The sequence below is a fragment of the Micromonospora sp. DT44 genome (genome assembly GCF_049841635.1).
Lineage (GTDB): Bacteria > Actinomycetota > Actinomycetes > Mycobacteriales > Micromonosporaceae > Micromonospora.
Genome location: NZ_JBNCKS010000105.1, coordinates 1 through 10,706, shown reverse-complemented (window position 1 = coordinate 10,706; position 10,706 = coordinate 1). Strand labels below are relative to the sequence as shown.

The 10,706-nt window shown below is 71.2% G+C and carries 12 protein-coding genes; 9 read left to right on the top strand and 3 right to left on the bottom strand.

Annotated elements, in window-relative coordinates; genetic code table 11:
• Positions 1 to 158: 158 nt before the first annotated feature.
• Positions 159 to 584 carry a DNA-binding protein gene (locus ACLQ25_RS32015; RefSeq protein ID WP_425734464.1) on the bottom strand — a complete coding sequence of 142 codons (426 nt, stop codon included), beginning with the start codon at positions 582 to 584 and terminating at the stop codon, positions 159 to 161.
• A gap of 76 nt (positions 585 to 660) precedes the next feature.
• Here ACLQ25_RS32015 and ACLQ25_RS32010 point away from each other — a divergent pair, with 76 nt between their 5' ends.
• The 5 genes from ACLQ25_RS32010 (at position 661) to ACLQ25_RS31990 (ending at position 4,693) form a co-directional block, all read left to right on the top strand.
• Positions 661 to 1,302 carry a DNA-3-methyladenine glycosylase gene (locus ACLQ25_RS32010; protein ID WP_425734463.1) on the top strand — a complete coding sequence of 214 codons (642 nt, stop codon included), beginning with the start codon at positions 661 to 663 and terminating at the stop codon, positions 1,300 to 1,302.
• A gap of 89 nt (positions 1,303 to 1,391) precedes the next feature.
• Positions 1,392 to 2,477: a WD40/YVTN/BNR-like repeat-containing protein gene (locus tag ACLQ25_RS32005; RefSeq protein WP_425734462.1), complete on the top strand. Its 1,086-nt coding sequence runs from the start codon at positions 1,392 to 1,394 to the stop codon at positions 2,475 to 2,477.
• 2 nt (positions 2,478 to 2,479) lie between these two features.
• Positions 2,480 to 2,755 carry a ubiquitin-like small modifier protein 1 gene (locus ACLQ25_RS32000; protein WP_425734461.1) on the top strand — a complete coding sequence of 92 codons (276 nt, stop codon included), beginning with the start codon at positions 2,480 to 2,482 and terminating at the stop codon, positions 2,753 to 2,755.
• A 163-nt stretch (positions 2,756 to 2,918) separates the two neighbouring features.
• Complete coding sequence (locus ACLQ25_RS31995; protein WP_357134696.1) at positions 2,919 to 4,061, top strand: LLM class flavin-dependent oxidoreductase; 1,143 nt, start codon at positions 2,919 to 2,921, stop codon at positions 4,059 to 4,061.
• Entirely contained in the window at positions 4,058 to 4,693 is a 636-nt protein-coding gene (locus ACLQ25_RS31990) for an FMN reductase (protein ID WP_425734460.1), read from the top strand. The genes ACLQ25_RS31995 and ACLQ25_RS31990 overlap by 4 nt, the downstream gene beginning before the upstream one ends.
• On the opposite strand, the gene ACLQ25_RS31985 is transcribed toward ACLQ25_RS31990, so the two are convergent.
• The gene (locus ACLQ25_RS31985; protein WP_425734459.1) at positions 4,686 to 5,543 is read right to left on the bottom strand and encodes a universal stress protein; all 858 of its coding nucleotides are present in this window, start codon (positions 5,541 to 5,543) and stop codon (positions 4,686 to 4,688) included. The genes ACLQ25_RS31990 and ACLQ25_RS31985 overlap by 8 nt on opposite strands.
• A 190-nt stretch (positions 5,544 to 5,733) precedes the next feature.
• On the opposite strand from ACLQ25_RS31985, the gene ACLQ25_RS31980 reads away from it, so the two are divergent.
• The 3 genes from ACLQ25_RS31980 to ACLQ25_RS31970 all read left to right on the top strand — a co-directional run bounded on the left by ACLQ25_RS31980 (position 5,734) and on the right by ACLQ25_RS31970 (position 8,346).
• A complete protein-coding gene (locus ACLQ25_RS31980) occupies positions 5,734 to 6,234 on the top strand; it encodes a GNAT family N-acetyltransferase (protein WP_425734458.1) in 501 nt (166 codons plus the stop codon).
• 9 nt (positions 6,235 to 6,243) lie between these two features.
• Positions 6,244 to 6,885: a hypothetical protein gene (locus ACLQ25_RS31975; protein WP_425734457.1), complete on the top strand. Its 642-nt coding sequence runs from the start codon at positions 6,244 to 6,246 to the stop codon at positions 6,883 to 6,885.
• Positions 6,886 to 7,011: 126 nt separating this feature from the next.
• Complete coding sequence (locus ACLQ25_RS31970; RefSeq protein WP_425734456.1) at positions 7,012 to 8,346, top strand: hemolysin family protein; 1,335 nt, start codon at positions 7,012 to 7,014, stop codon at positions 8,344 to 8,346.
• A gap of 13 nt (positions 8,347 to 8,359) precedes the next feature.
• Here the strand turns inward: ACLQ25_RS31970 and ACLQ25_RS31965 are convergent, their stop codons facing one another.
• Entirely contained in the window at positions 8,360 to 8,767 is a 408-nt protein-coding gene (locus tag ACLQ25_RS31965; protein ID WP_425734455.1) for a PaaI family thioesterase, read from the bottom strand.
• Positions 8,768 to 8,848: 81 nt separating this feature from the next.
• Here ACLQ25_RS31965 and tyrS point away from each other — a divergent pair, with 81 nt between their 5' ends.
• The gene (gene tyrS, locus ACLQ25_RS31960; protein WP_425734465.1) at positions 8,849 to 10,141 is read left to right on the top strand and encodes a tyrosine--tRNA ligase; all 1,293 of its coding nucleotides are present in this window, start codon (positions 8,849 to 8,851) and stop codon (positions 10,139 to 10,141) included.
• The last annotated feature ends 565 nt before the right edge of the window (positions 10,142 to 10,706 follow it).

Below are 10,706 nucleotides of genomic sequence, written 5' to 3'. Positions count from 1 at the left end.
CCAAGTGATCATCGACGCCGAACCTAGCGGCAACCAGCCGAACCGATCACCACGTACATAGAAGCGTCTTGCAGTTTGTGTTGTCGATACACGACCGATATCCCGTTCTGTCGGGACAGAAAGTGCAAGATCGGCGTGGACAACGGGATGGCGGGGGATCAGGTGGGCTGCTCGGTGGAGCGGGCGGCGAGCCGTTCGTAGCGCTGGCGGGCGGCCTGCGCGCTGCCCAGGCCCAGCCCGTACGCGATGGACTGCCAGGTCAGGCCCCGGTCGCGGGCGAGGGTGAGCAGCCCGGCCTCCAGCGCGTCCAGTTCGGCGCGTACGTGCGGCAGCAGGGTCAGCGCGGCCGTCAGGTCGGCGGCGTCGACCGGCTCCTCGGAGGGTTCCCGCTCGGCGCCGCCGGCGGCGAGGGCGGTGACCAGGGCGACCGCCTCCCACGGGTCCAGCACGTACGGGTGGGCCCAGCGCCCCCGCCGCGCGTCGGAGCCGGCGTGCCGCTCGCTGATCCGTTGCAGCGCCTCGTGGGTGCGGTGGGCGCGGGCCCGACCCGGGTCGGGCGCCGTGAAGAGGTCCGAGGTCGTCATGTACCGAGCACACCCCATCAACGGGCTGTTGTCAACAGATCGTTGAAGCGTCGACGGAGTGGGTAGCGTTCGGTCCATGGATCTCGTGCCGGACGACCGCACCGCCGACGCCGGCTTGGCCGAGTTGGCGGACCTGCTCGCCGGCCCGCTGCTGCCGGCGGCGCGTGGCCTGCTGGGCTGCCGCCTTACCGCCGGGGGCGTCACCGTCCGGATCACCGAGGTCGAGGCGTACGCGGGCACGGCCGGTGACCCCGCCTCGCACGCCCACCGGGGCCGGACGCCCCGCAACGCGGTGATGTTCGGTCCCGCCGGGCACACCTACGTCTACTTCACCTATGGGATGCACTGGTGCGTGAACGTGGTCACCGGTGATGAGGGGGAGGCCGCGGCCGTGCTGCTGCGCGCCGGCGCGGTCATCGACGGCGTGACCACGGCACGGGAGCGCCGGCCGGCCGTGCGGCGCGACGTGGACCTCGCCCGTGGGCCGGCCCGGCTCTGCGCCACGCTCGGCATCGACCGTGCGGCGTACGGCGCGTACCTGCTCGGCGACGGCGCGGTCCGGTTGCGACCGCCGATCGAGCCGGTGCCGCAGGCGGCGGTGGTGGCGGGGCCCCGGGTCGGCGTGACGGGCGCGCACGACCTGCCCTGGCGGTTCTGGCTCGACGGCGATCCGTCGGTCAGCGCGTACCGGCGGCACGTGCCCCGCGTCCGTCGCTGAGGGCACCGTCCGGCGTGTGGGCACCGGAGTCTGTCGGGGGGTGTGGCCATAATCACCGAACCTGCTCACCGACGGTTTCGGAGGACGTCATGGCAACTCTGCTCGCGATCGGCACCGCCAAGGGCTTGTTTCTCGCCACCAGCGCCGACGACCGGCGCAGTTGGGAGATCACCGGTCCGCACTTTCCGATGACCGGTGTCTATTCGGTGGCGGTGGACGCCCGCCGTTCGACCCCGCGGCTGCTCGCCGGCATGACCAGCTCGCACTTCGGCCCCAGTGTCGCCACCAGCGACGACCTCGGCGCTACCTGGGACGAGCCCGACCAGGCGCCGGTCGCGTTCCCGGCCGACACCGGCGTCTCCCTCGGGCGGGTCTGGCAGCTGATGCCGGCCGGCCCCGACGAGCCGGACGTCATCTGGGCCGGCACCGAGCCCTCGGCGTTGTTCAAGTCCACCGACGGCGGCCGCAGTTTCGAGCTGGTCCGTTCCCTCTGGAACCACCCGCACCGCCCCCAGTGGGAGGCCGGGTTCGGTGGTCAGGCCGTGCACACCGTGCTGCCCCACCCGCGCGACCCGGCTCGACTGCTGGTCGCCATGTCCACCGGTGGGGTCTACCGCTCGGAGGACGCCGGGGCGAGTTGGGCGCCGGGCAACACCGGCATCCGCGCCTACTTCATGCCCGACGAGTGGCCGGAGTTCGGCCAGTGCGTGCACAAGGTCGCCCGGGACGCCGACAACCCCGAGCGGCTGTACGCGCAGAACCACCACGGCGTCTACCGGTCCGATGACGACGGCCGCACCTGGTCCTCGATCGCCGATGGGCTGCCCAGCGACTTCGGCTTCCCGATGGTGGCTCACCCCGGGCGCGGCGGCACGGTGTGGACCTTCCCGCTGGTAGCCGACAGTGAGCGGTTTCCGGCCGATCACCGCTGCCGGGTGTTCCGTTCCGTCGACGCCGGCGGCAAGTGGGAGGCGCAGTCGGTGGGGCTGCCCGAGGGGCCGTTCTATCCGGCGGTGCTGCGCGACGCCATGTGCGCCGATGACGCGACCCCGGGTGGGGTCTACTTCGGCACCCGCTCCGGCTCGGTCTTCGCCAGCCGAGACGAGGGCGACTGCTGGTCGTCGGTCGCCGCGCACCTGCCCGACGTGCTCTGCGTCCGCGCCGCGCAGGTCTGAGCGTGGTCACCGTGCTGCTGCCCGGCCCGTTGCGCGGCGAGGCCGGGGGTGCGAGTCGGCTGAACGTCACCGCCGCCGGGACGCTGCGGGAGGTCCTCGATGAGGTTGCCGTCGCGCATCCCCGGCTGGCCCGGCGCATCCGCGACGAGCGCGGTGAGCTGCGCCGCTATGTGAACGTCTTCGTCGACGGGGAAGACTGCCGGCATTCCGGCGGTCTGGCCACGACGGTCGTGGACGGCGCGGAGGTGCAGGTGTTGCCCTCCGTGGCGGGCGGCTGAGCGAGCCGCCACGAAGGGCGTCCTCGACCCGATGGTCCGGTTCGCGAGGGTGACCGGTGCCACTGCCGAGCACTCTGCCGACGGAATAGTTGACTCGTCAAATAAGTTGTGAGCTGCGTCCGGGTACCACGACGGCATCCGGTTGACACGCGAGGAGCTGGTCATGCAGTTCGGAGTCTTCACCGTCGGTGACGTCACGGTCGATCCGACCACCGGTCGGGAGCCGACTGAGCATGAGCGGATCAAGGCGATGGTTGCCATCGCACTCAAGGCCGAAGAGGTCGGGCTCGACGTCTTCGCCGCCGGTGAGCACCACAACCCGCCGTTCGTCCCGTCGTCCCCGACCACCATGCTCGGTCACATCGCGGCCCGCACCGAGCGGCTGCTGCTGTCCACCGCGACCACGCTGATCACCACCAACGACCCGGTGAAGATCGCCGAGGACTACGCGATGCTCCAGCACCTGAGCGACGGCCGGGTGGACCTGATGATGGGCCGTGGCAACACCGGCCCGGTGTACCCGTGGTTCGGCAAGGACATCCGCGCCGGCATCCCCCTGGCCATCGAGAACTACGACCTGCTGCACCGGCTGTGGCGCGAGGACGTGGTCGACTGGAAGGGCAAGTACCGCACGCCGTTGCAGTCCTTCACCTCGACGCCGCGCCCGCTCGACGGGGTGCCGCCGTTCGTCTGGCACGGCTCGATCCGCAGCCCGGAGATCGCCGAGCAGGCCGCGTACTACGGCGACGGCTTCTTCGCCAACCACATCTTCTGGCCCAAGGAGCACACCCAGCGGATGGTCGGCCTCTACCGCCAGCGCTACGCCCACTACGGCCACGGCTCCGCCGACCAGGCCATCGTCGGCCTCGGCGGCCAGGTGTTCATGCGCCGCAACTCGCAGGACGCCGTCCGGGAGTTCCGGCCGTACTTCGACAACGCCCCGGTCTACGGGCACGGGCCGTCGCTGGAGGAGTTCACCCGGGAGACCCCGCTGACCGTGGGCAGCCCGCAGCAGGTCATCGACCGCACGCTCGGCTTCCGCGAGTACGTCGGCGACTACCAGCGCCAGCTCTTCCTGGTCGACCACGCGGGCCTGCCCCTGAAGACCGTGCTGGAGCAGCTCGACCTGCTCGGCGAGGAGGTCGTGCCGGTGCTGCGCAAGGAGTTCGCCGCCCTGCGTCCGGTGCACGTTCCTGAGGCGCCCACGCACGCCTCGATGGTCGCCGCGGCCGGTGGCGCGAAGGACAGCACCGTGCACGCCGTCGACGACGTGACGGGCAAGGCGCCGGAGGGGGCGACCCGATGACCCGCCGCACGCTGGCCATCGTGTCGGCGGGGCTGAGCCAGCCCTCGTCCACCCGGCTGCTCGCCGACCAGCTCGCCGGGGCGACCCGCGACGAGCTGGTCCGGCGGGGCCACGAGGCCGAGCTGCGCGTGGTCGACCTACGCGAGTACGCCCACGACGTCGTCAACAACATGCTCACCGGGTTCCCGCCGACCGCGCTGCGCGAGGCCATCGACTCGGTGACCGGTGCGGACGGCATCATCGCCGTCACCCCGATCTTCAGTGCCTCGTACAACGGGTTGTTCAAATCGTTCTTCGACGTCCTCGACGCGGACTCGCTGGTCGACCGGCCGGTGCTCATCGCCGCCACCGGTGGCACCGCCCGGCACTCCCTCGCGCTGGAGCACGCGGTCCGTCCGATGTTCAGCTACCTGCGGGCGGTGGTGGTCCCCACGGCGGTCTTCGCCGCGCCGGAGGACTGGTCAGACGGGACCGCCGACGGCGCGTTGCGGGGCCGGATCCGGCGCGCGGCCGGGGAGCTGGCAGACCAGGTCGAACGCCGGCCGCCCACCAGCGGCCCGGCGGACCCGTTCGCCCTCACCACCGATTTCCTGTCGATGCTCGGCCGAGGTGGCGACGCCCCGGTCAGCTGACCGGGTGGGCCACCAGCACGGGGCAGTGCGCGTGCTGGACGGCGGCCTGACTGACCGAGCCGAGCAGCAGCCCGGCGAATCCGGCCCGACCCCGGGTGCCGACGACCAGCAGCGACGCCGCGCCGCTGGCCTCGACGAGCCCCTGGGCCGGGCTGGACGCCCGGACCGGGTGCTCCCGTACCACCAGATCGGGATGCTCGGCCCGGACGACGGCGGACGCGTCGGCGAGCAACCGCACCGCCTCGGCCTGCTCGGCGGCCTGCGCCTCCTCGATCTCGTCCGGCACCGGCCGGTCGCCGCCCGACGGGCCGACGTGCGCGAGCACCAAGGGGACGTCGCGTAGCGCCGCCTCGACGGCTCCGTAGCCGACGGCGAGCTGGGACGACTCGGACCCGTCCACGCCGACGAGCACCGGCCCGTCCACGTCGATCGGCTGCCCCTCGGGACGGACCACCAGCACCGGGCAGCGCGCGTGCGCGGCGACCTGCGCGCCGACCGAGCCGAGCAGCAGGCCGGTGAACCCGCCCGACCCGCGGCTGCCCACCACGACGAGTTCCGCCCGGCGGGACTCCTCGACCATCGTCGCGCCGGGCCCGCCGGCGACCTGGCGTACCTCGACGGCGAGGCCGGGAAACCGCTCGGTGAGGTCGGCCGCGACGCCCTCCACCATCCGCTGCGCCTCCTCGGACGGCGCCGGCATCGTCAGGTCGTACGGGTTGAGAGGCGCGCGCAGGTAGCCGTGCACCACCAGCAACGGGCGGGACCGCAACTGGGCGGCGCGGGCCGCGTGCTCCGCGGCGACGAGACTGGACGGCGAGCCGTCCACACCCACCACGACCTGTCGGTTCATCAGCTCTCCCTGGATCGGCCACCTCATTGTCAGTGGCCCGCCCCCGCCCTGCTGCCGCGCCGCGCCGCCCCCCTCCGACGCCGATCTTGCAGATTCTGTTGGCGGAATGTCGCCTTGGTGAGCTTGTGTCGCGACCGGAAGTGCAAGATCGGCGAGGAAGGGGTGTCGGGGCGGGGCTTACTCTCGCCGGATGACCTCTGATGTGCGGTTGCGGCAGGTCCGCGAGGACGATCTCGTGGAGTTCTTCCTGCACCAGCAGGATCCCGAGGCCAACCGGATGGCCGCGTTCGGTCCCGCCGACCCGTCCGACCACCGCGAGTTCGCCCGCCACTGGGCGCGGGTGCTCACCAACCCGGCCAACCGGGTCCGCACCGTCGAGGCCGACGGCGAGGTGGTCGGCTACGTGAGCGCCTTCCCGGTCGACGACCAGACCGAGGTCAGCTACTGGATCGACCCGCAGCGCTGGGGCCGTGGTCACGCCACCGCGGCCCTGGCCGCCCTGCTGCGCGAGCTGCCCCGGCCGGTGCGCGCCCGCGCCGCGAAGGACAACGTCGCCTCTCTCGCGGTGCTGCGCAAGTGCGGGTTCGTCGTGGTCGGTGCGGACTCGGGGTACGCCCACGGGCGCGGCACGGAGGTCGAGGAGTGGCTGCTGGAGCTGCCCGCCGACACCCCTGACCTGGGCACGCACTAGTCTCGCGGGGTGAATTGGTTGGATCTGGTCGGCTGGGCCGGCTCCGCGGTGCTGGTCTGGTCGCTGCTGCAGAATCGCATCCTGCGGCTGCGCGCCCTCAACCTCGTCGGCTGCGCCGTGCTGATCGGCTACAACGCCGCCATCGAGGTGTGGCCCATGGTCGGGCTCAACATCGTTCTCGCGGTGATCAACATTTGGTACCTGCGGGGAATGCTCGCCACCCGCCACGACGAGCAGACCTACCAGGTGGTCCAGGTCGGGGTCGACGACCAGTTCCTCGCTCACACGCTGCGGGTGCACGGGCCGGACATCGCCCGTTTCAACCCCGACTTCCACTGGGACCCGGCCGCCGCCGACCGCTCGGCCTTCCTCGTGGTCACCGCCGACGAGGTGGTCGGTGTGGTGCTGTCGCACGCCGAGGCACGCGGGGTCGCCCAGATCGACCTGGACTACGTGACCCCGAAGTTCCGGGACTTCACGCCCGGTGAGTTCGTCTACCGGCGCAGCCGCCTCTTCACCGAACGCGGCTTCCACCGGGTCGTCAGCCCACCCGGCATGGTCGCCCCCTACTACCACCGGCTCGGCTTCCGCCCCGAGGGCGACTCGTACGTCCTCGACCTACCGGCGTCCCCGGCCGCCGGATCGGCGTAGCGTCACCCCGGCAGGATTCGGCCGACGCCGCACTGGGCACAGAAGCGCGTACGCCGGGCGGGCTCGTCGACCGGCGGACGCCGTGCGTACGGTCGGCGTCACCATCGCAGAGGGAGCGAACCGGGCGTGCAGAGCTACGGGAGCCAACTGGCCCTGGTCGGAATCCTGATCGTGATCAACGCGCTCTTCGCCGGCAGCGAGATGGCGTTGGTGTCACTACGGGACAGCCAGATCCAGCGCCTCGAACGCACCAGCCGGGCCGGAGGCGTGCTCGCCCGGCTCGCCAAGGACCCGAACCGCTTCCTCGCCACCATCCAGATCGGCATCACCCTCGCCGGGTTCCTGGCCTCCGCCGCGGCGGCGGTCTCCCTCGCCAAGCCCCTCGTGCCGCTGCTCGGGGTGTTCGGCAACGCCGCCGAGACGGTGGCGATCGTGGTGGTCACCCTCGCGCTGACCTTCGTCACCCTGGTCTTCGGCGAGCTGGCCCCCAAGCGGATCGCCATGCAGTCCGCCGAGCGGTGGGCCCTGCTGGTGGCCCGCCCGCTCGACGTGCTCGCCAGCCTCACCCGCCCGGCCGTCTGGGCCCTCGGCGCGACCAGCGACCTGGTCGTCCGCCTGTTCGGGCTCAACCCGAAGCACGAACCCGAGGAGATCGGCCCGGACGAGCTGCGCGACATCGTCGCCGGCAACCACGGCTTCACCAAGGAACAGCGCACGATCATCGCCGGCGCGGTGGAGATCGCCGACCGGCGGTTGCGGGCTGTGCTCGTACCCCGGTTGCAGGTCTTCACGCTCGACAGCGGGACCACGGCGGAGGCCGCGCGGCTCGTGCTGGCCGCCACCGGGCACTCCCGGGCGCCCGTGGTGCGCCACGGCGGCCTGGACGACACCGCCGGCGTGATCCACCTGCGTGACCTGGTCGGTGTGCCCGACGACCGGCCGATCGACGAGATCGCCCGCCCACCGATGCTGCTGCCCGACTCGCTACCGGTGGTCGACGCACTGCGCCAGTTCAAGGCCGAGCGCCAGCACATCGCGCTCGTCGTGGACGAGCGCGGCGCCGTCGACGGCATCGTGACGTTGGAGGACATCCTGGAGGAGATCGTCGGGGAGATCTACGACGAGACCGACCGGGACGGCTACTCGGTCCGTCGCGAATCGGACGGCGCGATGGTGCTGCCCGGCACCTTCCCGGTGCACGACCTGCCGGACATCGGCGTCGAGCTGCCCTCGCGCCCGGCCGGCGACTACACCACCATCGCCGGGCTGGTGCTGGCCCGCCTCGGGCACATCCCGACCGTCGTGGGGGAGGACGTCACCCTGGACGGCTGGGTGCTGACGGTGGCCGACATCGACCACCGGGCCATCACCGAGGTACGCCTGCGGCAGGTCCCCGCCGACGACGACGCCGACAGCGGGGACGAGGCCGTCGAGCCGGTGCTGGACGAGGCCCGGAACTGACCGGGCCCGCCGATCAGTCGCGCGAGAGGTTCTGCAACCGGACCTGACCGCGGGCGACCAGGCGCTTCTTGGCGTCGCTGATCTCCACCTGCCAGAGCTGCTGGCTGCGCCCCCGGTGCACCGGGGTGCCGACCGCCCGCAGCTCGCCATCGGGCACGGCCCGCAGGAAGTCGGTCTGGTTCGACACCCCGACCACCGTGCCCCGGTCGCCCAGCCAGAGCGAACCTCCGACGCTGCCCGCCGTCTCGACGACCGAGCAGTACACCCCGCCGTGCTGGATGCCGAACGGCTGGTGCAGCTCCGGACGGACCTGCCAGCTGATGACGACGCGGTCGCCGGTCGCCTCCTCGAAATTCAGGCCGAGCAGGTTGACGAAACCACCCGTCAGATCCGGCATCTCCACGGCAGAACCCTCCTCCAAGAGCGGGGAGCAAGCGTAACCGGGCGCGTCGCTCCAAACCCGGTACGGGTCGATGCCGCCGATGGGGGAGAATCGGTGACCGTGACCGACAGCAACCTCCCGCCGTCCGGGCGGGACTCCCTGACCGACGACCTGCTCTGGCGTGGCCTCATCCAGGACTCGACCGGCCTCGACGAGCTGCGTGAGTTGCTCGACGGCGGGACGGCCACCACCTATTACGTGGGCTTCGACCCCACCGCGCAGAGCCTGCACGTCGGCTCGCTCATGCAGGTCACCACGGCCCGACGGCTGCAACTCGCGGGTCACCGCCCCCTGCTGCTGGTGGGCGGGGCGACCGGGCAGATCGGTGACCCGAAGGAGAGTGCCGAGCGGACGCTCAACCCGCCCGAGGTGATCGCCGGCTGGGTCGAGCGGATCCGCGAGCAGCTCGCGCCCTTCGTGTCGTACACCGGGGACAACGCGGCGCAGCTCGTCAACAACCTGGACTGGACCGGCGAGATGTCCGTGGTCGAGTTCCTGCGCGACGTGGGCAAGCACTTCCCCGTGAACAAGATGCTCGCGCGGGAGGTGGTGCGGGCGCGGCTGGAGACCGGCATCAGCTTCACCGAGTTCAGCTACCAGTTGTTGCAGGCCAACGACTTCTTCGAACTGCACCGTCGACACGGTTGCCAGCTCCAGTTCGGCGGCTCCGACCAGTGGGGCAACATCACGGCGGGCGTCGACTACGTGCGGAGGCGCGGCGCGGGGCCGGTGCAGGCCTTCACCACGCCGTTGGTTACCAAGGCCGACGGTACGAAGTTCGGCAAGACCGAGGGCGGGGCGGTCTGGCTCGACCCCACGCTGACGAGTCCGTACGCGTTCTACCAGTTCTGGCTCAACGTCGATGACCGCGAGGTCGACCGCTACCTGCGGTACTTCAGCTTCCGTACGCGCGACGAGCTGGAGGAGCTGGCGAAGGCGACGGCCGAGCGGCCGGCGGCCCGGCTCGCCCAGCGGGCGTTGGCCGAGGAGCTGACCATGCTGGTGCACGGCCCCGAGGAGACCCGGCAGGCGATCGCCGCCAGCCAGGCGCTGTTCGGGCGGGGCTCGCTCGACGACCTGGCCCCGGAGACGCTGCGCGCGGCGCTCACCGAGGCCGGCCTGGTGCGGCTCTCCGGCGAACTGCCGGACGTGGCGGGTCTGCTGCGGGACTCCGGGCTCGTGAGCGGCCTCAAGGAGGCCCGTCGGGTCATCGCCGAGGGCGGCGCCTACGTGAACAACACGAGGGTGACCGAGGTGGACGCCACGGTGTCGACCGGCGACCTGCTGCACGGCCGGTACCTGGTGCTGCGCCGGGGAAAGCGGTCGTTCGCCGGCGTTGAGCTGGGCGAATAGTCGATCGTCGACGATGTGACGGGGGACGCGTCCGGCGGATTTGACGATCATCGGGCCGGACGCGTAACTTTCTCTCTGCCAGCGCGGAACGGACGAAACAGGCGAAAGCCTGAAGCGGCCGGAGCGCGGTGACGGCCTCGGGGTCGGACGGGTTCACCGTCAGATCGCCGACCCGGGTGGTGCCTACGGAAACGCCGCGAGGCGGATTTGGTGCGGCGGAACCGACCGGGTAGTGTAGTTAGCCGGCAGGGAAACGGACGAGCAAGCGGGCAACCGCCGCGGCCGGCCTGCCAACCCATGACGAGAGCGGCGCGAGCCGGTCTAACCAGGGTGCCCGCAACACGGTAGAAAGCACGACGAACCGCAAAACACCGGTTTGACACGGCAGAAACCAGCGGGTAACGTAGTAAAAGTGCCTGGCGCTGAAAGCGCCGGGGACGCGGAACGAAAAGCCCCAAGTTGGGGCCCCAGCGATGGGGCTTCGAGTTGGTGTGTGGTTGTTCTTTGAGAACTCAACAGGGTGCTTGTAAAGCCAGTGCCAATTATGATTTATACCCCGGACTGG